Source organism: Pseudomonas guangdongensis (assembly GCF_900105885.1).
Classification (GTDB): domain Bacteria; phylum Pseudomonadota; class Gammaproteobacteria; order Pseudomonadales; family Pseudomonadaceae; genus Geopseudomonas; species Geopseudomonas guangdongensis.
This window is the reverse complement of record NZ_LT629780.1, coordinates 743,183-766,680: the sequence shown is the minus strand read 5'-3', so window position 1 is coordinate 766,680 and position 23,498 is coordinate 743,183. Positions and strand designations below refer to the sequence as shown.

The following is a 23,498-nucleotide window of genomic DNA, read 5'->3' as shown; positions in this document are numbered from 1 at the left end:
GTGGGTGATTGCGTCGGCAGCGATGGGAAAGGCTGCTACCCAATGGATGGGGTGCGTGGTAAAGTTCAAAAAAACATCGGTGACGCCAGTCATTTTTCTGGCGCCAGCGTGGATCCCCTAATAATCACAGCGGATGGCGCGCTACGGCGCAGTCATCGTTTCCTTGCGGCCGTGCGTCACCTCGGCGCATGTCGTACGCGAGGTTTCAGGGAGTGCCAATGGGTACCGATAGTGTGCTGGACGACATTCAGGATCTGAACCTCTCCTACCTGCTGCTGGCTCAGCGCCTGCTGCGTGAGGATCGCGCCACGGCCATGTTTCGCCTGAAGCTTGGCGCGGACATGGCCGAGCTCCTGATGGATCTGTCCGGCAAGCAACTGGTGCAGCTGGCGCGCAGCAATCAGCTGATCTGCAGGCTTGCCTTCGAGGATGCCGAGCAGCTGACCAAAGTGCTGAACAATCAGCGCGAGCAGGGGCTGTCGCGGATTCACGCGGCGCTGCTCATGGCATCCGCCGGTGCGGATGCTGGCAGGGATGGGGAGGTCTGAGCGTTGTCGGAGAAAAGTCTGGTCAATGAGATGCTCCAGGTCCAGCTGGCGATCGAGCTGATCGAGCTGGGGGCCCGGCTGCAGGTCCTGGAGACCGAGACCGATCTCAGTCGCGGGCGGCTGATCCGCTTGTACAAGGAGGTGCGTGGCGTATCCCCGCCGAAGGGCATGCTGCCCTTCTCCACGGACTGGTTCGTCACCTGGTTGCCCAATATCCACTCCTCGCTGTTCTATGGCATCTACCGCAGCCTGGTGGACGATTACCAGTGCGAGCGGATGGAAGCTTTCGTCAAGGCGTTCCGCCTGTATCTCGAACAGGTCAGTCTGGATGACGGCGAGTTCGTGCTCGGCCTGACCCGCGCCTGGACGCTGGTGCGCTTCTTTGAAAGCGAGATGCTGGAGCTGGTGCGCTGCACCTGCTGCGGTGGTCAGTTCGTGGCGCACTCGCATGCGCCGACGCAGGGCTATGTGTGCGGCATCTGCCAGCCACCCTCGCGGGCGGGCAAGACGCGCAAGCGGCGCGAAGCCGAGCTGCGCGAGCTGGAAAGCGCCGAGACGCTGGGCGATTCGCCGGTGTCGGCTGCGCAATGGCTGGGAAACAAGCTGGATCACTGACATCATGAGGTCTCGTCACGCCGGCATGTTGGCTGGTGTGGCGGCCGGTGAGAGTCGGATCTGCGACGAAAGTTCCCCGGTTTCCGCTAAAGTGCGGCGTTGTTCAGTCGATAGAATGTTGTGCTGACCTGCAAGTTAAGGACGCTCCAGTTGTGCTGATCGCTATCGGATTCATCATCCTCATCCTCTCCGTGTTCGGCGGGTTCGTCCTTTCCGGCGGCAGCCTCGGGCCGCTGTATCAGCCGACCGAGCTGCTCATGATCGGCGGCGGCGCCATCGGCGTGTTCATCGCGGCCAACAATGGCAAGGTGCTGCGCGCAACGCTACGCATCGTCCCCAAGCTCAAGCCCACGCTCAAGTACGACAAGGCCCTGTACATGGACCTGATGGCGCTGCTCTATACGTTGCTGTCCAAGGCGCGGCGCGAGGGCATGCTGTCGATCGAGAAGGACATCGACAATCCGGCGGACAGCGCGATGTTCAGCGACTATCCGCGACTGGCCCGCGATCCGATGATCATGAGCTTTCTCACCGACTACCTGCGCTTGATGATCAGCGGCAATATGAATGCCCACGAGATCGACGAGCTGATGCTCCACGAGATCGAGGAGTTCGAGCACGAGGCGCACCTGCCTTCCAATGCCCTCACCAGGGTCAGCGATGCCCTGCCGGCGTTCGGCATCGTGGCGGCGGTGATGGGCGTGGTCAAGGCGCTCAGTGCCGCCGACGCCTCGCCCGATGAGATGGGCAAGATGATCGCGCACGCGCTGGTAGGTACTTTCCTCGGCATCCTGCTGGCCTATGGCTTCGTGTCGCCGCTGGCCAGCCGCATCGAAGGTCAGGTGGCGGAGGCGGTCAAGGTCCTGCAGTGCATGCGCGTGACCCTGCTGGCCAGCCTCAACGGCTATGCGCCGCAACTGGCGGTGGAGTTCGGCCGCAAGGCGCTGCACACCGCCGAGCGCCCCAGCGCGGGCGAGCTTGAGGAGCATGTGCGCAACAGCAAGAGCTCCGGAGCCGGCAACGCATGAGTGCCGATGGCCACAGGCCGATCATCATCATTCGCCGCAAGAAGGTGGTGCACGGTCATCACGGCGGTGCCTGGAAAATTGCCTTCGCCGACTTCATGACGGCGCTGATGGCGCTGTTTCTGGTGCTTTGGGTCCTGTCGTCGGCCGATCCGGCACAGAAGACCGCAGTCGCCGAGTACTTCCGCACCCCGCTGGTGGTTGCCATGGCGGGGGGCGATCGCGATACCGCCAGTACCAGTGCGATTCCCGGCGGCGGCCCCGACCCGATCTTCGCCGAAGGCGAGCGTAACCGGATCGATCCGCGCGAGGAGCAGTTGCTGGCCGAGGAGCGCGCCCGCATGAGCGAACTGGAAGAGCGCATCGAGGCGGTCATCGAGCGCGACCCGCTGCTGCGCGAGCTGAAAGACCAGATCCGCATCGACGTGACCCCCGAGGGCCTGCGTATCCAGGTGGTGGATACCGAGCAGCGGCCGATGTTCGAACTGGGCAGTGCGCGTCTGGCGCCCTACATGCGCACGCTGCTGCGGACTCTCGCACCGATGCTCAACGAGCTGCCCAACAGCATCCAGATCAGTGGACACACCGACAGCCTGCCCTATGTCGGCGGCGAGGCCGGCTACAGCAACTGGGAACTGTCCGCCGACCGGGCCGGCGCCTCGCGGCGCGAACTGATCGCCGGCGGGCTGGCCTCCGAGAAGCTGCTGCGGGTGTCCGGCATGGCCGACCGCGTACGTTTCGAGGGCGCAGGTCCCAACGATGCGATCAATCGGCGTATCACGGTCATCGTGCTCAACAGCCGGACGGCCGAGGCGATCCTCAATCCGGACGACCCTGACATGCAACAAGTCGGCGATGCCCCGGATTCGGTTATAACTGAGCCCGCAATCGCAACGCCGGCAGAGGATGCTGCCGTTCCGGAGGGTGCCACGGAGCCTGGCAGCCAACGCGTTACCCCATAATCAACAATTGCCTGGGTGCCTGCATGGATATCACCGATTTCTACGACACCTTCTTCGAAGAGGCCGCAGAACTTCTGGAAGATATGGAGCGTCATCTGCTGGAGCTCGATATCGACGCTCCGGATATCGAGCAGCTCAATGCCATCTTTCGTGCCGCCCACTCGATCAAGGGCGGGGCCGGCACGTTCGGCTTCGATGTGCTGCAAAAGACCACACATATTTTCGAGAACCTGCTCGATCACCTGCGCCGCGGCGAGCTGACGCTGCGTCGCGACATCGTCGACCTCTTTCTGGAAACCAAGGACATGCTGCAAGATCAGCTGGACGCCTATCGCAATAGCGCCGAGCCTGATGCGGAGGCCTTTGCGCGCATTTGCCAAACCCTGCAGCAGCTGGCGCTGGACGAAATCGGCGGCGCGAGTGCCGCCGCGCCTGCCGCCGCCAAGCCCGCTGCACCGCCTGCCGTCGAAAAGCCGGTCGTCGAGGCCCCCGTGGAAACGTCGGCGGCCGACAGCGCCCCGGCCGAGGAAGGCGCCCGCCTGTGCGTCGCGCTGCTCGGCGTCGGCGAGAAGGACCGCGCCCTGCTGGTCGAGGAGCTCAAGCAGTTCGGCCGCATCCTCAAGGAGTCCGGAAACGAACAGCGCTACGAGGTCGAGCTGCTGAGCGGCGAGGATGCCGACGACATCGAGGCGGTACTGTGCTTCGTGGTCGAGCCCGAGCAGCTGGAAATCTGCGTGCTGGGCATCGGCGCAAGTGCGGCGCCGGCGCCCGTGGCCGCACCGGCCGCACCGGCCGCTCCTGCCGCCGCGCCCGCTGCGCCGCCGGTCGCTGCGGCGCCCGCACCGGTTGCGGCTCCCGCTCCGGCGCCCGCCGCCAAGCCCGCCGCGCCGCGCGCCGAGAGCAAGCCGGCGGCCAGTGCCGAATCGAGCAGCCTGCGTGTGCCGGTGGACAAGGTCGACCAGATCATCAACCTGGTCGGCGAGCTGGTGATCACCCAGTCGATGCTCGACCAGTCGGTCAGCCAGCTCGACGGCGCGGTGCACAGCGAGCTGGTCAACGGCATGAGCCTGCTGCAGCGCAATGCCCGCGACCTGCAGGAAGCTGTGATGTCGATCCGCATGGTGCCGATGGATTTCGTGTTCAGCCGCTTCCCCCGCCAGGTGCGCGATACCGCCGCCAAGCTGGGCAAGGACGTCGAGCTGATCACCGTCGGCAAGTCCACCGAACTGGACAAGAGTCTGGTCGAGCGCATCATCGATCCGCTCAACCACCTGGTGCGCAACAGCCTCGACCACGGCATCGAGTTGCCGGAGGCCCGCGAGGCGGCCGGCAAGCCGCGCACCGGCCGTCTGACCCTGTCCGCCCAGCATCAGGGCGGCAACATCCTCATCGACGTGATCGACGACGGCGCCGGTCTGGACCGCGACAAGCTGCTGGCCAAGGCACGCAGCAACGGCCTGGCGGTATCCGACAGCATGTCCGACGACGAGGTGTTCCAACTGATCTTCGCCCCCGGCTTCTCCACCGCCGAGAAGGTCACCGATGTGTCCGGGCGTGGCGTGGGCATGGATGTGGTCAAGCGTAACATCCAGTCGCTCGGCGGCCATGTGCAGATCCTCTCGCGCAAGGGGCAGGGCACCACCACCCGCATCGTCCTGCCGCTGACCCTGGCGATTCTCGACGGCATGTCGATCCGCGCCGCCGACGAGATCTTCATCCTGCCGCTCAACGCGGTGATCGAATCGCTGCAGCCGCGCAGCGACGACATCTACTCGATGGCCGGCACCGACCAGCTGCTCAAGGTGCGCGAAGAGTACCTGCCGCTGGTCGCCCTGCATCAGGTATTCGGCATCGTCGATGCGCGCACCGAACCGACCGAGTGCATCGCGGTGATCGTCCAGGGCGAGGGCCGCCGCTATGCGCTGCTGGTCGACGACCTGATCGGTCAGCAGCAGGTGGTGGTGAAGAACCTGGAAACCAACTATCGCAAGGTGCCGGGGGTTTCCGCGGCGACCATCCTCGGCGATGGCAGCGTCGCGCTGATTCTCGACATTGCCGATCTGTACCGTCTCAGCCGTAGTCAACCCGCTGTGCAGCCGTCGCGGGCCGCAGCACCGTCCGTACAGGAGATGATGTTGTCATGACCAACCTGAATCAATCCGGCCTGGCCGCTGCCGTCGCCGATGGCCAGAGCCGCGAGTACCTGGTGTTCTCCCTGGGCAGCGAGGAGTACGCCATCGATATCCTCAAGGCCCAGGAAATCCGCGGCTACGAGAACGTCACGCGGATCGCCAACACGCCCGACTTCATCAAGGGGGTGACCAACCTGCGCGGTGTGATCGTGCCGATCGTCGATCTGCGCATCAAGTTCAACCTGCCCAGCGTCGAGTACGGCGGGCAGACCGTGGTCATCGTGGTCAATGTCGGCAGCCGCATCGTCGGCGTGGTGGTCGATGGCGTGTCCGACGTGATGACCCTGACCCCCGAGCAGATCAAGCCGGCCCCGGAGTTCAGCCTGTCGCTGTCCTCCGACTACCTCAGCGGCCTGGCCAGCATCGGCGAACGCATGCTGGTGCTGGTCGATATCGAGAAGCTGCTCAACAGCGAAGAGCTGGCCCTGGTCGAACGCGCCGCGCTCTGAGTGCCGCGCTCGCGGTCGCTGCACGGGGGTGTGGCGGCCGTTCGATTCAAGTCCGGGCGTGCCGTGCCGATAGCTAAGACGATAAATTGGCGTCAAGGTGGGCGACAGACCTGCCTGATACATAACAAGCAACCCGCGAAGGGCGTGATATGCGTAACCTGACTACCAACCAGAAACTGTGGGGCTCCCTGGTCGCCGCCTGGATCGCCATGCTGCTGATCGCCGCATGGGGCGCCTGGAGCACCCGCACGGTCATGACCGAAGAGCGCCAGAACAAGGCCCGCGAGCAAACCGCCATCGTGGTGTCGATGCTCAGCGACGTGGCCGCTCAGGTGGAACGCGGCGGCATGACGCTGGATGCCGGCCAGCTGTACGCGGGCGAGCTGCTCAAGTCCATGCGCTACGACGAAGGTCGCGGCTACTTCTTCGTCTTCGACCAGGATCTCTACAACGTCAGCCACCCGACCATCACCAGCGGCACTCCGCTGGAAGACTACAAGGACATCGACGGCCGTCTGCTGTTCCGCGAGTTCCTCGACGCCGCCAACGCCGCCAATGGCCAGGCCTTCGTCGACTATCACTGGAAGCACGCGGCGAGCGGCGAGCCCGAGCCCAAGCGCTCCTACATCAAGCGCTTCGACGCCTGGGGCTGGTACATCGGCACCGGCGTGTACGTCGCCGACATCGACAAGGCCTTCTACGCCGAGCTGCTGCGCACCCTGCTGGCCCTGATGGTGATCGGCTCCCTGCTGACCCTGATGATGGGCTGGGTCAGTCGCGACCTGAGCCGCAGCCTGGGGGGCGACCCGCGCTATGCCGCGCGGGTGGTCAAGCAGATCGCCGAGGGCGACCTGACCGTCCGGCCGCGCCTGCGTCCGGGCGACGACAGCAGCTTGCTGGCCGCTATCGCGCGCATGTGCGAGCAGCTGTCGAATATCGTCGGCGAGATTCAGCGCAGTGCCGACGAGGTGAACACCGCGGCGCTGACCATCAGCGCCGGCAACACCGAACTGGCCTCGCGCACCGAACAGCAGGCCGCGGCCCTGGCCGAGACCGCCTCGACCATGGAAGAGCTGACCTCCACGGTCAAGCAGAATGCCGAGAACGCCGACCAGGCACGCAGTCTGGCGGAAAGCTGCGCGGTGAACGCCCGTCAGGGCGGCAGCTCGATGGAGCAGGTGGTGTCGAGCATGAACGCGATCCAGAACAGCGCCAGCCAGATGGCCAGCATCGTCGACACCATCGACTCGATCGCTTTCCAGACCAACATCCTCGCTCTCAACGCCTCGGTGGAAGCGGCGCGGGCCGGCGAGCAGGGCCGCGGCTTCGCCGTGGTGGCCGGCGAGGTGCGCAAGCTGGCCAGCCGCAGTGCCGAGGCCGCTCACGAGATCAAGGACCTGATCAACGGTGCCGGCGACCAGGTGCGTGCCGGCAACCAGCGTGTGCGCGAAACCGGCGAGATCATCCAGGGCGTGGTCAGCGACATGGCCCGCCTGAATACCCTGATCAGCGAGATTTCCTCGGCCTCCAGCGAGCAGAGCAACGGTATCGAGCAGGTCAACGTGGCCGTGGCGGAAATGGACCAGATGACCCAGCGCAATGCCGGTCTGGTGCATGACAGCGCACAATCCTCGAAGCGCCTGAGCCAGCAGAGCGACGAGCTGCGCGAGCACGTTGCGCACTTCGTCACCGACGAGAGCGCCCGCCACGCACCGGCGCAGGAGCCTCGACAGGTGCCGGCGCCGCGGGCGGGCGAGCAGCGTTTCGAAACCAGCTTCAGCTGATTCGTGAGGCGACAGCGGCAGACAGACTAGGCAGGGAGTTGGGCATGAAACTGATCGACAACATGACAGTGCGCGTGAGCTGGGCTCTGGTTTTGGCGACTTTCGCGGTGCTGCTGGCCGTGTCGAGCGCCCTGAACCTCTACAGCATCAACCATGCCGAGCAGGCCCTGCGGGCCGGCGGTGTGCAGCTGCAGAACTTCGCCGAGTTCGCCACGCTGGTGCGCTGGGCGATCGGCCTGATCCTGCTGGGCACCGCAGCGACCGTGGTCGGTGTGCTCTGGGGGGTGTCGGTGAACGTGATCCGGCCGCTGCAGCGGGTGGTCGAGCATTGCGAGCAGATCGCCGCCGGCGACCTGGCCGGGCGCATCGAGGTGCGCAGCACCAACGAGATCGGCAAGCTGTTCGCCGGCCTGGCGCACATCCAGCAGCGCCTGTCGGAAACCGTCGGTACGGTGCGTCACAGCAGCCAGCTGATCCGCGACGGCGCGCAGGAAATCGCCGACGGCAACAGCAGCCTGTCGACCCGCACCGTGCAGCAGGCCAGCTCCCTGGAGGACACCGCATCGAGCATGGAGGAGCTGACCTCCACCGTCGGGCAGAACGCCGACAACGCACGCCAGGCCAGCAGCCTGGCCGACAGCGCGGCGCAGGCCGCCAAGCGCGGCGGCGAGGTGGTCGGCGAGGTGGTCAGCACCATGGGCGAGATCAGCAGCAGCTCGCAGAAGGTCGCCGAGATCATCAAGCTGATCGACTCGATCGCCTTCCAGACCAACATTCTCGCCCTCAACGCCTCGGTGGAGGCGGCGCGGGCCGGCGAGCAGGGGCGTGGTTTTGCCGTGGTCGCCGGCGAGGTGCGCAGCCTGGCCAGCCGCAGTGCGCAGGCCTCGCAGGAGATCCGCGCGCTGATCAACGCCTCGGTCGAGCGGGTCGATGCCGGCAGCAAGCTGGTCGCCCAAGCGGGCAGCTCCATGCAGGAAATCGTCGACTCGGTACAGAAGGTCGCCGACATCATGGACGAGATCGCCGCCGCCTCCCAGGAGCAGAGCAGCGGCATCGCCCTGGTCAATCAAGCCGTCACCCAGATGGACGTGGTGACCCAGCAGAACGCCAACCTGGTGCAGGAAGCCAGTCGTTCGGCAGCCGATCTGGTCGGTGAGGCCAACCGCCTGCGCCAGGCCGTGGAGGGGTTCCGCGTGCTGGCCGAGTTCGAACAGGCTGCCGGCCGCTCCCCGGCTGCCGCGGCCAAGTCCTGGGCGCAGACGCAGTTCGAGAGCGCCGAGCGCAGCGTCGCCCGCCAGCCCACCACTCCCGCTCGCAAGGAATCGAGCCGCCGCGAAACGGACGACGACTGGCAAGACTTCTAATAACAATACCCCGCCCGGAACGATACGAATCCTCCGGGCGCCAGATGCCTCGGAGAATGTTTTTGCATGCGCAACAATCAGCCAGTCACCCAGCGTGAGTACGAATTGCAGGACGACGACTTCCTGATTTCGCGCACCGACCTCAAGGGGCGGATCACCTACGCCAATCCGGCGTTCGTCAAGGTCAGCGGTTACAGCCATGCCGAGCTGATGGGCGCCAACCACAACCTGGTGCGCCACCCCGACATGCCGCCGGTGGCGTTCGCCAACCTGTGGCAGACCATCCAGGGCGGTCAGAGCTGGAACGGCATCGTCAAGAACCGTCGCAAGAACGGCGACCACTACTGGGTCAACGCCAACGTCACGCCCTACTACGAGAATGGTCAGCTGGCCGGCTATGCCTCGGTGCGGGTCAAGCCGTCGCGGCGCGACATCGACACCGCCGCCGCCGCCTACCAGGCGATTCAGGCGGGACAGGGCGGCAACCTCGGGCTGGCCCGCGGCCGGCTGGTCAAGCGCGGTCTGCCCGGCCTGCTGGAGCGCCTCGGCAAGCTCGGCTCCCTGCGCGGGCGGCTGACCCTGATGGTCGGCAGCTCGGTTGCCCTGCTGCTGCTCAGCGGGCTGCTCGGCTACCTGGGCATGCAGGCCGAGAGCGCTGCGGCCCATGGCAGCTACCAGATGGCTCAGCTGGGCCTGGTGCTGGTCGGCCTGCTGCTGCTGGCCGGACTCGGCTACTCGACCGTGCGCTCGGTGCTGCGCCCGCTGCACGCCTCGATGGACTTCACCGCCCAGCTGGCGGCCGGCAATCTCGGTGCCGAGCTGCCGGACTTCGGCGAGCACGAGATGGGCCGCATGGCCCATCTGCTGGACACCCTGCGCAAGAGCCTGACCAGCATCGCCGCCGACGTGAACGGCAGCATCGACACCTTCGCCCACTCGGCGCACGAGATCGCCCGCGGCAACGAGAACCTGGCCTCGCGTACCGAGCAGCAGGCGGCGTCCCTGCAGCAGACCGCGGCGAGCATGGAGCAGCTGACCGGCACCGTGCAGCAGAATGCCGGCAACGCCCGTCAGGCCAGCCAGCTGTCCGGCGATGCCTCCGACACGGTGCGTGACAGCGGGGCGGTGATGAGCCAGGTGGTCGAGACCATGCGCGAGATCACCGCTACCTCGCGCAAGATGACCGAAATCATCAATGTGATCGACTCGATCGCCTTCCAGACCAACATCCTCGCCCTCAACGCCTCGGTGGAGGCGGCGCGGGCCGGCGAGCAGGGCCGCGGCTTTGCCGTGGTGGCCAGCGAGGTGCGCAACCTGGCCAGCCGCTCGGCGGCGGCGGCCAAGGAGATCCGCAGCCTGATCGACAGCTCCTCGCTGCAGATCGAGTCGGGCGCCCAGCTGGTGCGGCGCGCCGAGCAGAGCATCGATGGCGTGGTCGGCGCGGTGACGCGGGTCAACGACATCATGGGCGAGATCGCCGCCGCCTCCGACGAGCAGAGCAGCGGCATCGCCCAAGTCAACCAGGCCGTGGTGCAGATGGACGATGTCACCCAGCAGAACGCCGGACTGGTGCAGAGCGCCGCACAGGTTGCCAAGCGCCTGGAGGATCAGGTCGCCGAGGTCGAACGGGCCATCTCCGTCTTCCGTCTCAAGGAAACCGCCGCCCGTCCGGCGGCGGTGCGTGCGCCACAGGCGAGCCGTCCGGCCGTCGCGGCAACCGGCAAGGGAATGCCCAACACAGGACCTGCGGCGATGTCCGCCAAAGGGAGTTCGGGCAAGCCTGACTCGCGCCGGGATGTCCCGGTCGTCGAGGAGTGGGAGTCATTTTGAGCAGCCAGTTGCATACTGACCTGCCCGGTGCGGCCGGCATTCTCGGCCGCGACCTGGTGCTGACCGATACCGATTTTGCACGCATCTGCCAGCTGATCTACGACCGTGCCGGCATCGTGCTGGCCGACAACAAGCGCGAGATGGTCTACAGCCGTCTGGCCAAGCGCCTGCGCCTGCATGGCATCAGCCATTTCGGCGACTATCTCGACCGCCTGGCCCGCCAGCCGGCGGCGCGCGAGTGGGAGGCCTTCACCAACGCGCTGACCACCAACCTGACCGCGTTCTTCCGCGAAGCCCACCACTTCCCGCTGCTGGCCCAGCACATCGCCGGGCGCAGCGAGCCGGTGCGCATCTGGTGCGCCGCCGCCTCCACGGGCGAGGAACCCTACTCGATCGCCATGACCCTGCTGGAGAGCCTGCCGGCGAGCGTGGCCAGCCAGTCCCAGGTGATCGCCACCGACATCGACACCGATGCCCTGGCCAAGGCCAAGGTCGGCGTCTACCCGCTCAAGCAGGTGCTGGAGATCGGCGAGGAGCGGGTCAAGCGCTTCTTCCTCAAGGGCAGCGGCGAGCGCATCGGCCTGGCCCGGGTGCGCCCGGAACTGGCGCGGATGGTGGACTTTCGCCAGCTCAACCTGCACGCCCCGCGCTGGGACGTCAGCGGCCAGTTCGACGCGATCTTCTGCCGCAACATCATGATCTACTTCGACAAGCCCAGTCAGACCCGTATCCTCAAGCGCTTCGTGCCCTACATGAAGCCGGACGGCCTGCTGATCACCGGGCATTCGGAGAACTTCACCTACCTGACCGACGAGTTCAAGCTGCGCGGGCAGACGGTCTACACCCTGGCGCCGGGCGCTAAAGCCTGAGACGGCGCCGCCGATATTGACCTGATATGCCAGACGCTGGATGCAACCGCCCCGCTGCCTCGCCAGGCCGGCGCGGTTGCCGCAAAGGAGATATGCCGTGAGCACCCCCAAGATCAAGGTACTGTGTGTCGACGACTCGGCACTGATCCGTGACCTGCTGAGCGAAATCATCAACTCCCAGGGTGACATGGAAGTGGTGGCGGTCGCTCCCGATCCGCTGGTCGCGCGCGATCTGATCAAGCAGCACAATCCCGACGTGCTGACCCTCGATGTGGAAATGCCGCGCATGGACGGTCTGGACTTCCTCGAGCGGCTGATGCGCCTGCGGCCGATGCCGGTGCTGATGGTTTCCTCGCTGACCCAGGCCGGCTCGGAAGTGACCCTGCGCGCGCTGGAGCTGGGGGCGCTGGACTTCATCTCCAAGCCGCAGATCGGCATCCGCAACGGCATGCTCGACTACAGCGAGCTGATCGCCGAGAAGATCCGCGAGGCCGCCCGTTCGCGGCCGCGCGCTCCGCGCCAGGCGCCCGCCGCCGATGCGCCGAAGGCCGCGCCGCTGCGCGCGCCGCTGATTTCCAGCGAGAAGCTGGTGATCATCGGCGCCTCCACCGGCGGCACCGAGGCGATCCGCGCGGTGCTCGAACCGCTGCCGGCCAACAGCCCGGCGATCCTGATCGCCCAGCACATGCCGGGCGGCTTCACCCGCTCCTTCGCCGAGCGCCTCGACCGCCTGTGCAACATCGCGGTCAAGGAAGCCGAAGACGGCGAACGTATCCTCCCCGGCCACGCTTACATCGCTCCGGGAACCGCGCACCTCAAGCTGGTGCGCAGCGGTGCCAACTATGTCGCCCGTCTGGATGACGGGCCGCCGGTCAATCGCCACCGCCCTTCGGTGGACGTGCTGTTCCGTTCGGCGGCGGAAAACGCCGGACGCAACGCCGTGGGCGTGCTGTTGACCGGCATGGGCAAGGATGGCGCCCGCGGTTTGCTGGAAATGCGTCAGGCGGGGGCCTTCACCTTCGCCCAGGACGAAGCCAGTTGCGTGGTCTTTGGCATGCCGCGCGAGGGCATCGCCCTCGGCGGGGCGTGCGAAGTGGTGTCGCTCGACCAGATGGCCGAGCGCATTCTCAAACAGGTGGTCGCCTCGGGGCGGGCACAGCGAGTCTGATCGTTTTCAAGCGGGGAGGGGTTTATGGAGTTTCTGCGCAGGTTGAGCATCCGGGCGATGCTCAACGCCACATTGGTCTGTTTTGCGCTGCTGATCCTGATGATCGCCGCGCTGGGGTTCGCCAGCAGCCGCATGGCCAATGAGGATATCCGGCATATCGAGAACGTCGACATCCAGATGGTCGACTCGATGAACCGTGCCTACATCCTGCGTCTGAACGCCTTCCTGCGCATGGAGAGCTATGCCGCACGCGTCCAGGCCGGCGATGCCGCGCAGGCGGCGGGCCTGCTGGCCGAGGCCGAGGACTTCGTCAAGCGCGCCCAGGACCGCTTCGACGTCTTCAAGGCCGCGCCGCCGCTGGAGGATCCGGCCCTGCGTACCCTGGCCGAGGATTTCGCCGCGGCCTTCGGCACGGCGCTGAACATGCAGGTCGGCATGGTCAAGGCGCTGCGCGACAACGATCTGGCCGGCTACGAGAGCCAGAAAGACACCCTGATGACCCAGTACGGCCCGGCCACCAACCGTGCTCTGGATGCCTTCTATCTGGCCAACGAGAAGGACTACCAGGCGCGCCAGCAGGCCTACCAGGACAATGTCGCGCGCTTCGCGCTGATCGGCGCCCTGGCCCTGGGCGCGGCGCTGTTGCTGCTGCTGGGCATCCGCTTCGTGCTGCTGGCCATGGTGGTGCGTCCGGTCAACGAGGCGGTCGGCTATCTGCAGCAGCTGGCCAAGGCCGACCTGTCGCAGAACATCCAGGTCAACTCGCAGAACGAAGTCGGCCAGTTGCTCAAGGCCATGCGCGACATGCAGGAAAGCCTGGCGGGGATCGTCAGCACCGTGCGCGAAGGCAGCGGCTCGATCCTGGTCGGCACCCAGCAGATCGCCTCCGGCAACGCCGACCTGTCCTCGCGCACCGAGCAGCAGGCCGCCTCCCTGGAGGAGACCGCGGCGAGCATGGAGGAGCTGACCTCCACGGTGAAGCAGAACGCCGACAACGCCCGTCAGGCCAGCGCGCTGGCCAACGACGCCTCCAGCACCGCCGACCATGGCCGCGAAGTGGTGCATCAGGTGGTCGATACCATGCAGGGCATCAACGACAGCTCGCAGCGCATCGCCAACATCATCAACGTGATCGACTCGATCGCCTTCCAGACCAACATCCTCGCCCTCAACGCCTCGGTGGAGGCGGCGCGGGCCGGCGAGCAGGGCCGCGGCTTTGCAGTGGTGGCCGGCGAGGTGCGCAACCTGGCCAGCCGCAGCGCCGACGCGGCGCGCGAGATCAAGGCGCTGATCGAGGAGTCGACCCGCCGCGTGCAGGACGGCTCCAAGCTGGTCGAGCAGGCCGGCAAGACCATGGGCGAGGTGGTCGGCGCGGTGCGCCGGGTCACCGACATCATCGACGAGATCTCCGCCGCCTCCCACGAGCAGAGCGAGGGCATCGGCCAGGTCAACACCGCCGTGGCGCAGATGGATCAGGTGACCCAGCAGAACGCCAGCCTGGTGCAGGAAGCCTCCGCTGCCTCGGCCTCGCTGGCCGAGCAGGCGCAGCGTCTGGAACAGGCGGTTTCGGTGTTCCGCCTGCGCGACGAGCAGCGTCTGCGTCGCCCGCAGCCTGCGCTCGCGGCGGCGCCGCGCAGCGAGCCCCTCAAGCGTCCGCCCGAGGCGCGCGCCGCCGCTGCCGGCAGTGCGCCGGCCAGGCGTCCCGCCGAGACGGCCAGCGCCAGCGACGACTGGGAAGAATTCTAAGACCGGTGGGCGCCGCACTCAGGCAGGGCGGCACCTGCATCACTTACATGCCTAATGCCGTGATATAACGAGGAAGAACGATGGCCGACAAGAACATGAGCATCCTGGTAGTGGACGATTTCCCGACCATGCGGCGGATCGTGCGCGGTCTGCTCAAGGAGCTGGGCTTCACCAACGTGGAGGAAGCCGAGGACGGTCAGGACGCGCTGAACAAGCTGCGTACCGGTACCTTCGAGTTCGTGGTGTCCGACTGGAACATGCCCAACCTCGATGGTCTCGACATGCTCAAGCAGATCCGCGCCGATGCCGCCCTGCAGCATCTGCCGGTGCTGATGGTGACCGCCGAGGCCAAGAAGGAAAACATCATTGCCGCCGCTCAGGCCGGCGCCAACGGCTATGTGGTCAAGCCGTTCACTGCCGCGACCCTGGAAGAGAAGCTCAACAAGATCTTCGAGAAGCTGGGCAAATAAGCACAAACGAGGAGTCACGCGCATGAGCGATAACGCGCAGAACGAGGATAACAACTGGGGCACGGCCGGTGGCGCTGCGGCCTCGGACGAGCTGATCCAGCGTATCGGTCAGGTGACCCGCATGCTGCGCGACAGCATGCGCGAGCTGGGGCTGGACAAGGAAATCGAAAAGGCGGCGCAGGCGATCCCGGATGCTCGGGATCGCCTCGGCTACATCGCATCGATGACCGAGCAGGCTGCCGAGCGTGCGCTCAATGCCGTGGATCGCGCCCAGCCGCTGCAGGATGCGCTGGCCAAGGGCGCGGCCGATCTGGACAAGCGCTGGCAGGAGTGGTTCGCCAATCCGCTGGAGCTGGACGAGGCCAAGGCGCTGGTGCAGGAAACCCGCGGCTATCTGGTCGAGGTGCCCAAGCACGCCCAGGCCACCCAGGCCGAGCTGATGGAAATCCTCATGGCCCAGGACTTCCAGGATCTCACCGGCCAAGTCATCAAGAAGATGATGGAAGTGATCCGCGAGATCGAGCACCAGTTGGTCCAGGTGCTGATCGACAGCGTCCCGGACGGTGCCGAGCAGGCGGTGCTCAAGCGCCTGGCCGAGGCCGAGTGGGAAGAGAACAAGGCTCCGCAGCTGCTCAACGGCCCGCAGATCAAGCCGACCCCCGGCGACGCGGTGGCCAATCAGGATCAGGTCGACGACCTGCTGGCCCAGCTGGGCTTCTGATTTTCCCGCCGGCCACGACACACGACAATCGCGACATAAGCGCGCGATTCGTCGTGCTGTTTCCCTGATCGTGGCAGGGGGCAGGCCCGCAGAATACCCTCCCTTCAAATACGCACGAGACGCCACAGGTGCGCAGGATGCCGCAGCTGCGGGTCAGCCCAGCGAACACGGCGTCGTCCCTGCGCCTGCGGGGATGAACCGCCATGGCTGACGACAGCAGCGACCAGGAAAAGACCGAAGCGGCGACGCCCCGACGGGTCGAGAAGGCCCGCGAAGACGGGCAGGTCGCCCGTTCCCGCGAATTGACCACCTTCCTGCTGCTGCTCGGCGGTCTGGGCGGGCTGTGGGGCATGGGCGGTATGCTCTACGACCAACTTGGCACGGTGATGGAGCAGGCCTTCCTGTTCGAGCGCCAGCATGCCTTCGACAGCGCCGCCATGCTGGCGCACTTCTGGGTGCTCGGCGAGCGTACCCTGTTCGCCCTGCTGCCGCTGTTCGTGCTGATGACCGTCCTGGCCCTGGCGGCGCCGTCGCTGCTCGGCGGCCTGCTGATTTCCGCCAAGTCGCTGCAGCCGCAGCTGTCCAAGCTCAACCCGCTCAAGGGCCTCAAGCGGATGTTCTCGACCCAGGCGCTGGCCGAGCTGGGCAAGGCGATCGCCAAGAGCCTGCTGGTCGGCTCGGTCGCGGTGTTCTTCCTCAAGGCGCACATCGGCGAGCTGATGTCGCTGGCGGAGATGCCCCTGCAGCAGGCGCTGGCCTCGGCGCTGCGTCTGGCGGCGCTGGCCTGCGGGCTGATCGTGCTGGCGCTGATCGTGGTGGTGGGGATCGACGTGCCCTACCAGCTGTGGAGCCACGCCAAGAAGCTGCGCATGAGCAAGGAGGAGATCCGCCGCGAAAGCAAGGAGTCCGACGGCGATCCCCACGTCAAGGGCCGCATCCGCGCCCAGCAGCAGGCCATGGCGCGCTCGCGGATGATGAGCAAGGTGCCGACCGCCGACGTGATCGTCACCAACCCGACCCACTATGCGGTGGCGCTGTCCTATCAGGAGGGGCAGATGGGCGCGCCGCGGGTGGTCGCCAAGGGTGCCGAGGCAGTGGCCGCGCGGATCCGCGAACTGGGCCGCGAACACGGGGTGCCGCTGCTCGAAGCCGCCCCGCTGGCGCGGGCGCTCTATTACCATGTCGATCTCGACCGGGAGATCCCCGCCGAGCTGTACACTGCGGTGGCCGAAGTGCTGGCCTGGGCCTATCGCCTGAAGCGCGTACACGAGGACGGCGGCGATCTGCCGGACACCCCGCACGACCTGCCGGTGCCGGCAGGCATGGACCAGCGTCCGGTGCGCGGCAAGCAACCTGAGGAATAGCGGTACCGATGAAAGCCTTGAACGATTTCCTGGGCCGGCAGAGCTGGCTGGCCGACGCCAACATGAAGCTGCTGGCCGGGCCGATCCTGATCCTGCTGATCCTGTCGATGATGGTGCTGCCGCTGCCGCCGTTCGCCCTCGACGTGTTCTTCACCTTCAACATCGCCCTGTCGATCATGGTTCTGCTGGTGAGCATGTTCACCCAGAAGCCGCTGGACTTCGCCGCCTTCCCGGCGGTGCTGCTGTTCACCACCCTGCTGCGCCTGTCGCTCAACGTCGCCTCGACCCGGGTGGTGCTGATGGAGGGCCACCAGGGCGCCGATGCCGCCGGCAAGGTGATCGAGGCCTTCGGCCAGTTCCTGGTCGGCGGCAACTTCGCCGTCGGCCTGGCGGTGTTCCTGATCCTGGTGATCATCAACTTCATGGTGATCACCAAGGGTGCCGGACGGATCGCCGAGGTGGGCGCGCGCTTCACCCTCGACGCCATGCCCGGCAAGCAGATGGCTATCGACGCCGACCTCAACGCCGGCCTGATCGGCGAGGAGGAGGCGCGCACGCGGCGCAAGGAAATCGCTCAGGAAGCCGACTTCTACGGCTCGATGGACGGCGCCAGCAAGTTCGTCCGCGGCGACGCCGTGGCCGGCCTGGTGATCATGGCGGTGAACATCATCGGCGGCCTGCTGATCGGCATGCTGCAGCACGACATGGCGTTCTCCGACGCCGCGCGCTCCTACGTGCTGCTGACCATCGGCGACGGCCTGGTGGCGCAGATTCCGGCGCTGGTGATCTCCATCGCCGCCGGTGTCACCGTGTCGCGGGTCAATACCGAGGAAGATGTCGGCCAGCAGATGATCGGTCAGCTGTTCAACAGTCCCAAGGTGCTGTTCCTCTCCGCGGCGGTGATCGGTCTGCTCGGGCTGGTGCCGGGGATGCCCAACTTCGTGTTCCTGCTGTTCACCGCGCTGCTCGCCGGTCTGGGCTGGTGGATGAAGCGCAGCACCGAGCAGCGCCTGGTCGAGGAAGTGGAAAGCGCGCCGCCGCCGGCCCCGGTGGAAACGCCCGAAGCCAGCTGGGACGACGTGCAGCTGGTCGACACCCTCGGCATGGAGGTCGGCCACCGGCTGATTCCGCTGGTCGACAACCGCCAGCAGGGCGAGCTGCTCGGGCGGATCAAGAGCGTGCGCAAGAAGTTCGCCCAGGACGTGGGCTTCCTGCCGCCGGTGGTGCACATCCGCGACAACTTGGAGCTGACGCCGAACACCTACGTGATCACCCTCAAGGGCGTGGAAATCGGCCGCGGCGAACTGCATCCGGGCAAGTGGCTGGCCATCGACCCCGGCCAGGTCAGCGGCCGCCTCGACGGCACGCCGACCACCGACCCGGCCTTCGGTCTGCCGGCGGTGTGGATCGACTCCAGCCAGCGCGAGCACGCCCAGGTCTACGGCTACACCGTGGTGGACGCCAGCACCGTGGCCGCCACCCACCTCAACCACCTGCTGCACCGCCACTCTGGCGACCTGCTCGGTCGCGGCGAGGTCCAGCAGTTGCTCGACAAGCTGGACAAGGCGCTGGTCGACGAGGTGGTGCCCAAGCAGGTGTCGCTCACCGCGCTGCAGCGCATCCTGCAGAACCTGCTGGAGGAGGACGTGTCGATCCGCGACATGCGCAGCATCCTCGATGCGCTGGCCGAGTACGCGCCGCTGCACCAGGGCGATGTGCAGGAGCTCTCGGCGATGGTCCGCGTGGCGCTCGGCCGGGCGATCACCCAGCAGTGGTTCGCCGGCCTCCCCGAGCTGCACGTGATCGGCCTGGACATGGGCCTGGAGCAGGTGCTCGGCCAGGCCATCGGCAACGGCGGCGCGCTGGAGCCGGGCCTGGCGGCCAACCTCATGCAGCAGGCGGAAACCGCCCTGAGCCGTCAGGAAGGCAACGGCGAGCCGCCGGTGCTGGTCGTGCCGCACAAGCTGCGCGCGCTGCTGGCGCGCTTCCTGCGCCGGCGCATGCCCCATCTGGTGGTCATGTCGCTGGCGGAAATTCCCGATGACCGCACCCTGCGAGTCACCAGCCTGATCGGAGGCCAGTAACAGATGAGCGTCAGACGTTTTGTCGGGATCAACAGCCGCGAAGCCATGCGCCAGGTGCGCGCGGCGCTGGGCGAGGACGCCCTGATCCTCTCCAACCGCAGCACCGCCGAGGGGGTGGAAATCCTCGCCATGGCCGACGACACCCATCGTCAGCTGGCCGGCGGTCTTGAGTCCAGCCCGCCGCCCGCGCCGCGCGCCGCCCCTCCGGCACCCGCACCACGTCCGGCCGCGCCGCCGCCCACCGCCGCGCCCAGCGCCTATCAGCGCGCTGCCAGCGCCGCCGCCTATGCCGCCCAGGTGCCGCCGCCACCCGCGGCCGCCGCGCCCCAGGATTTCGCCGCCTTCAGCGAGCGTCTGCTCGGCGAGCTGCAGGACATGCGCGCGCTGCTCAACCGCCAGGCCAGCGCCGCAGCGACCCGCAGCGACTGCGGCATGCAGCTGCACCAGCGCCTGCTCGGCGCCGGCTTCGGCCCCTGCCTGAGCGCCGAACTGCTCGGCGCGCTGCCTGGCGAGCTGAGCGACGAGTCGGCCGACACCCCGGCGGTGCGCGCCTGGCTGGAGCGCCAGCTGGCCGCGCGGCTGCCGGTGCTGGAAGACGAGGCCGACCTGCTCGACGACGGCGGGGTGATCGCCCTGGTCGGCCCCACCGGGGTCGGCAAGACCACCACCACCGCCAAGCTGGCGGCGCGCTACGTGATGCGCCACGGCGGCAGCCAGGTGGCGCTGGTCACCACCGACAGCTACCGGATCGGCGCCCACGAGCAGCTGCGCATCTACGCCCGCCTGCTCGGCGTCGAGGTCCACGCCCTGGCCGCCGATGCGCCGCTGGACGACCTGCTGCGCCAGCTGGCCGACAAGCGCCTGGTGATCATCGACACCGTCGGCATGAGCCAGCGCGACCAGCGCCTGCTCACCCAGATTAGCCAGCTCGGCGCTGCCGGCCGGCCGATCCGCCTGATGCTGCTGCTCAACGCCGCCAGTCACGGCGACACCCTCGAAGAGGTGGTCGACACCTACCAGCGCGCTGCGCTGGCTGCCGGCAGCAGTCTGCACGACTGCATCGTCAGCAAGTCCGACGAGGCGGCGCGGCTCGGCCCGGTGCTGGACATCCTGATCCGCCACGGCCTGCGCCTGAACTACGTGGCCACCGGCCAGCAGGTGCCCGAGGACCTGCAGCTGGCCGAGGCGCCGGCGTTGCTGCGCCAGGCTCTGGCGGTCAGCCAGCCGTCGCCCTTCGTGCCCCAGGACAGCGCCCCGCTCGGCGCCGCGCAGCGTCTGGAGGCGCTGTCGCGCGGGCTGCTCGGCCACGGTCGCGGCCTGGCCGCGGCGCTCGACAATCTGCGCCGCGAGATCGACGGTTTCGCCCTGCTCGAAGCCGCCTGGCAGCTGTCGGCACTGCCGCGCAGCCTGCAGGGCGAGCGCCTGGCCCAGCTGCTGCAGGCGATGGACGGCAGCCTGCTGCCGGGCACCCGGCAACTGCTGTGGGGGCGCACCACGGCGGTCGCCGGGGCCGGCTGGAGCATGCCGCTGCTGGCCCTGGACGAGGCCGGGCGTCTGCAGGTGCGCCCGTGGCTGGCCCACCTGCTGCCGGCCGGCCAGGATCGCCGCCTGCACTGGGCGCACGCCAACCTGGGCGCCAGCACCCACCTGCTGCCGGCCTGCCCGGACGCCGAGGGGCTGGCGCAGCTGGCCGAGCAGCGCAGCGCCTGGGTCTGCCTGGCCAAGGGCGGCAGCCGCGTCGACTACCTGGGCGAGCGCTACAGCCTGGCCCAGCTCGCCGAGGTCGCCGAACCCCATGCCGGTCTGGAGCTGCGTTACCGTGGCCGCCAGGTGCGCCTGGCGCTGCAGCAGGTGCCGGTGCAACTGCGCAGCGGCAAGGGCGCGGTGCCGGGCTGGCCGGTGCAGGCCTGGTTCGGCCAGCTGTTCGAGGTCGACGCCACCCAGCCGTTCGCCCAGCGCCACTGGCTGGCCTGGAGCCCCGAACTGGGCCAGCAGGGACTGGCCCGGCAGGCCGAGAGCCTGCGCCGGCAGCTGAGCGGCGACGAACTGCCGTCGCTGACCCTGCGCGCCTGGCAGGCGCTCGGCGATGACCGCGAGCCGCTGCAGCAGGAGCTGCGCCTGTTCCTCGCCGCCGGACTGGCGGCTGCGGCCAGCCGTCTCGATCAGGCCAGTGACGCCTGGGCCATGGACGTGCGCGCCCAGCTGGCGGCGCTCAGCGGCAGCCGGCGTCCGCGCGGACCGGGCCAGCAGCTCGATGCGCTGCTGCACCTGCTGGCCGCGCGCGACGCCTTCCGGCAGATCGGCACCCAGGGCGGCGGGCTGTACTGATGTTCGAGTTTTCCTCCGCCGCGAGCCAGCCGGACAATGGCCTAGGCGCCAGCGACCAGGCCGCCGGCCTGCGCCGCTGGGCCGAGCAGCAGGGGCTGGCGTCGCCCGCCGAAACGCCGCCGCCGGCAGCGCCCGAGGTTGTCGTCGAGGCATCGGTCGAGCCGTCGCCCAGCCACGCGGCGCAGCCGCGGCAGACCCTGATGGTGGTCGGTCTGCCCGACGCCAGCGCGCAGCAGAGCGCGCGCGCCTGGCAGACCCTGCAGCGCTGGCACGCCAACGGCCACCGCTGGCTGGGCGACCCGCAGCTATGGCGCATCGTCGCGCTGGATGTCGACAGTCCGCACTTCGGCGTGCTGGCGGCCCAGCAGTCGCGCTGGGCGCTGTGGGTGGACAGCGACCTGGACAGCTTCCGCCGCGCCTACCTGACCCTGCGCCGGCTGGCCGAGGCCGACGGCCCGCAGCGCCTGCTGGTGCTGCATCCGGGCATCGCTTCCCATCGCGGCCTGCTCGGCAACCTGCAGCAGGCCGCGGCGGGCTTTCTCGGCATCGAACTGCTGCTGCTCGCCGAGCAGCCGGGAGTGGCCGAATGAAGCGTCTGGGGATCGTCCTGCTGGCAGCGCTATCGCTGTGCTCCGAGCCGCTGCTGGCGGCCGGCGCGGTGAGCAGCTGGCACGCCAGCGCTGCGAGCCTGCGCGTCGCGGTGGCCGGGCGCGACACCCCGTCGGCGCTGCTGACGCCGCCGGCGATGGCCCGGGGCCGCAGCCTGGAGCAGGTGCGCTGGCAGTTCCAGCTGCCGATGGCCACGCACCTACAGGCCTGGCTCTGCCACCCGCAGCGCTGTGTCGAGCTGGACAGCCGTTCGGGCGTGGGGCGCGGGCTGACCCGTGGCCTGGCCGGGCTGGACGCCGGACAGCCGCTGCATTTTCGCTTCCACCTGGCGCCGGGCATGCCAGCCGTCGAGGTGCGCGACCTGCAACTATTCGTGCATTACCGCTGAGCACGGCGACAAAGCACCGAATAGCCGGCACTGGCGGCGAGTGTTCCGGGCTTGACCCTCGCAGGGGCGCGGTAACAATGCAGGCACCGGCCCGCCGGGCACCCCGCCCAGGTACGGGCGCGATGCGCGTGGCGACCACTCTTTCTCGGGTTTCTCTTCAGGGCAGTTCAGGCGAGCGGATGTACACGGCACAGGGCAAACTCAAACAGCGCGATCTGCTCGAACAGCATCTGCCGCTGGTGCGGCGCCAGGCCCTCAGCCTGCAGCTCAAGCTGCCGGCCTGCGTCGAGCTGGACGACCTGATCCAGGCCGGCACCATCGGCCTGCTCGATGCCCTCAAGCGCTTCGACGCCAATCAGGGCGCCAGCTTCGCCACCTTCGCCAGCCAGCGCATCCGCGGCGCCATGCTCGACGAGCTGCGCAGTCGCGACTGGGTGCCGCGCCGGGTGCGGCGCAACGCCCGTGCCCTGGACGAGACTCTGCGTCTGCTCGAACAGCGCCTCGGTCGTGCGCCCGAGGAGCGCGAGATCGCCGCCGCGCTGGGCATCGACCTAGCCGAATACCGTCAGCTGCTGCTGGATGCCAACGGCAGCCAGATGGTGGCGCTCGACGAGATGGGCGAGGACGAGATCGATGCGGTGAGCGCCACCAGCCAGGCCCTCTCGCCGTTCGCCGAGCTGGCCGAGGGGCGCGACCGCGAGCGGCTGATCAAGGCCATCGAAGCCCTGCCCGAGCGCGAGAAGTTGCTGCTCGCCCTCTACTACCAGGAAGACCTCAATCTCAAGGAAATCGGCGCCGTGCTCGGGGTCAGCGAGTCGCGCGTCTGTCAGTTGCACAGCCAGGCGGTGGCGCGGCTGCGCAGCTGGCTGTCGGAGTGAGGCGGGCGGCTAAAGTCGATCCCCGCACAGCCGATATGCTGGCATCATAACGACCTTTTGCATGACCCGCCCGCGACCGGCCGGCGTCCTGCCGCAGGCGAGCT

General features: G+C 67.7%; 20 protein-coding genes. All 20 read left to right on the top strand.

What is annotated here, in order from left to right; genetic code table 11:
* The first annotated feature begins 218 nt into the window (after nt 1-218).
* The 20 genes from flhD (at nt 219) to BLU22_RS03585 (ending at nt 23,394) form a co-directional block, all read left to right on the top strand.
* On the top strand, nt 219-548 hold the full coding sequence (flhD, locus tag BLU22_RS03680; RefSeq protein ID WP_090212210.1) for a flagellar transcriptional regulator FlhD: 330 nt from the start codon (nt 219-221) through the stop codon (nt 546-548).
* A 30-nt stretch (nt 549-578) separates the two neighbouring features.
* Complete coding sequence (gene flhC, locus BLU22_RS03675) at nt 579-1,163, top strand: flagellar transcriptional regulator FlhC (RefSeq protein WP_231975268.1); 585 nt, start codon at nt 579-581, stop codon at nt 1,161-1,163.
* Between the two features lie 152 nt (nt 1,164-1,315).
* The gene (gene motA / locus BLU22_RS03670; protein WP_090212205.1) at nt 1,316-2,191 is read left to right on the top strand and encodes a flagellar motor stator protein MotA; all 876 of its coding nucleotides are present in this window, start codon (nt 1,316-1,318) and stop codon (nt 2,189-2,191) included.
* A complete protein-coding gene (motB, locus tag BLU22_RS03665) occupies nt 2,188-3,150 on the top strand; it encodes a flagellar motor protein MotB (RefSeq protein ID WP_090212204.1) in 963 nt (320 codons plus the stop codon). Before motA ends, motB begins: the two co-directional genes overlap by 4 nt.
* A gap of 23 nt (nt 3,151-3,173) precedes the next feature.
* Nucleotides 3,174-5,294: a chemotaxis protein CheA gene (gene cheA / locus BLU22_RS03660; RefSeq protein ID WP_090212202.1), complete on the top strand. Its 2,121-nt coding sequence runs from the start codon at nt 3,174-3,176 to the stop codon at nt 5,292-5,294.
* On the top strand, nt 5,291-5,791 hold the full coding sequence (locus tag BLU22_RS03655) for a chemotaxis protein CheW (RefSeq protein ID WP_090212201.1): 501 nt from the start codon (nt 5,291-5,293) through the stop codon (nt 5,789-5,791). Before cheA ends, BLU22_RS03655 begins: the two co-directional genes overlap by 4 nt.
* Nucleotides 5,792-5,940: 149 nt before the next feature.
* Entirely contained in the window at nt 5,941-7,575 is a 1,635-nt protein-coding gene (locus BLU22_RS03650; protein ID WP_090212199.1) for a methyl-accepting chemotaxis protein, read from the top strand.
* 44 nt (nt 7,576-7,619) lie between these two features.
* The gene (locus tag BLU22_RS03645) at nt 7,620-8,939 is read left to right on the top strand and encodes a methyl-accepting chemotaxis protein (protein WP_090212197.1); all 1,320 of its coding nucleotides are present in this window, start codon (nt 7,620-7,622) and stop codon (nt 8,937-8,939) included.
* Nucleotides 8,940-9,005: 66 nt separating this feature from the next.
* Entirely contained in the window at nt 9,006-10,769 is a 1,764-nt protein-coding gene (locus BLU22_RS03640; RefSeq protein WP_090212195.1) for a methyl-accepting chemotaxis protein, read from the top strand.
* A gap of 20 nt (nt 10,770-10,789) precedes the next feature.
* Nucleotides 10,790-11,638 (top strand): CheR family methyltransferase, encoded by an 849-nt coding sequence (locus BLU22_RS03635; RefSeq protein WP_197676776.1) that lies wholly within the window; start codon nt 10,790-10,792, stop codon nt 11,636-11,638.
* A gap of 97 nt (nt 11,639-11,735) precedes the next feature.
* Nucleotides 11,736-12,806 (top strand): protein-glutamate methylesterase/protein-glutamine glutaminase, encoded by a 1,071-nt coding sequence (locus tag BLU22_RS03630; RefSeq protein WP_090212194.1) that lies wholly within the window; start codon nt 11,736-11,738, stop codon nt 12,804-12,806.
* Between the two features lie 24 nt (nt 12,807-12,830).
* Nucleotides 12,831-14,552, top strand: a complete 1,722-nt coding sequence (locus BLU22_RS03625; protein ID WP_090212192.1) for a methyl-accepting chemotaxis protein — start codon at nt 12,831-12,833, stop codon at nt 14,550-14,552.
* Between the two features lie 95 nt (nt 14,553-14,647).
* Nucleotides 14,648-15,022: a chemotaxis response regulator CheY gene (gene cheY, locus BLU22_RS03620; protein ID WP_269457643.1), complete on the top strand. Its 375-nt coding sequence runs from the start codon at nt 14,648-14,650 to the stop codon at nt 15,020-15,022.
* Between the two features lie 22 nt (nt 15,023-15,044).
* A complete protein-coding gene (cheZ, locus tag BLU22_RS03615) occupies nt 15,045-15,743 on the top strand; it encodes a protein phosphatase CheZ (protein WP_090212189.1) in 699 nt (232 codons plus the stop codon).
* A 203-nt stretch (nt 15,744-15,946) separates the two neighbouring features.
* Nucleotides 15,947-17,107, top strand: coding sequence for a flagellar biosynthesis protein FlhB (flhB, locus tag BLU22_RS03610; protein ID WP_090212187.1), 1,161 nt, complete (start codon nt 15,947-15,949; stop codon nt 17,105-17,107).
* An 8-nt stretch (nt 17,108-17,115) separates the two neighbouring features.
* Nucleotides 17,116-19,191, top strand: coding sequence for a flagellar biosynthesis protein FlhA (gene flhA, locus BLU22_RS03605; RefSeq protein WP_090212186.1), 2,076 nt, complete (start codon nt 17,116-17,118; stop codon nt 19,189-19,191).
* A gap of 3 nt (nt 19,192-19,194) precedes the next feature.
* Nucleotides 19,195-21,519 (top strand): flagellar biosynthesis protein FlhF, encoded by a 2,325-nt coding sequence (gene flhF, locus BLU22_RS03600; protein ID WP_090212184.1) that lies wholly within the window; start codon nt 19,195-19,197, stop codon nt 21,517-21,519.
* A complete protein-coding gene (locus BLU22_RS03595; RefSeq protein WP_090212182.1) occupies nt 21,519-22,109 on the top strand; it encodes a hypothetical protein in 591 nt (196 codons plus the stop codon). Before flhF ends, BLU22_RS03595 begins: the two co-directional genes overlap by 1 nt.
* On the top strand, nt 22,106-22,516 hold the full coding sequence (locus BLU22_RS03590; RefSeq protein WP_090212180.1) for a flagellar protein FlhE: 411 nt from the start codon (nt 22,106-22,108) through the stop codon (nt 22,514-22,516). The genes BLU22_RS03595 and BLU22_RS03590 overlap by 4 nt, the downstream gene beginning before the upstream one ends.
* Before the next feature lie 179 nt (nt 22,517-22,695).
* On the top strand, nt 22,696-23,394 hold the full coding sequence (locus tag BLU22_RS03585) for an RNA polymerase sigma factor FliA (RefSeq protein WP_090212179.1): 699 nt from the start codon (nt 22,696-22,698) through the stop codon (nt 23,392-23,394).
* The last annotated feature ends 104 nt before the right edge of the window (nt 23,395-23,498 follow it).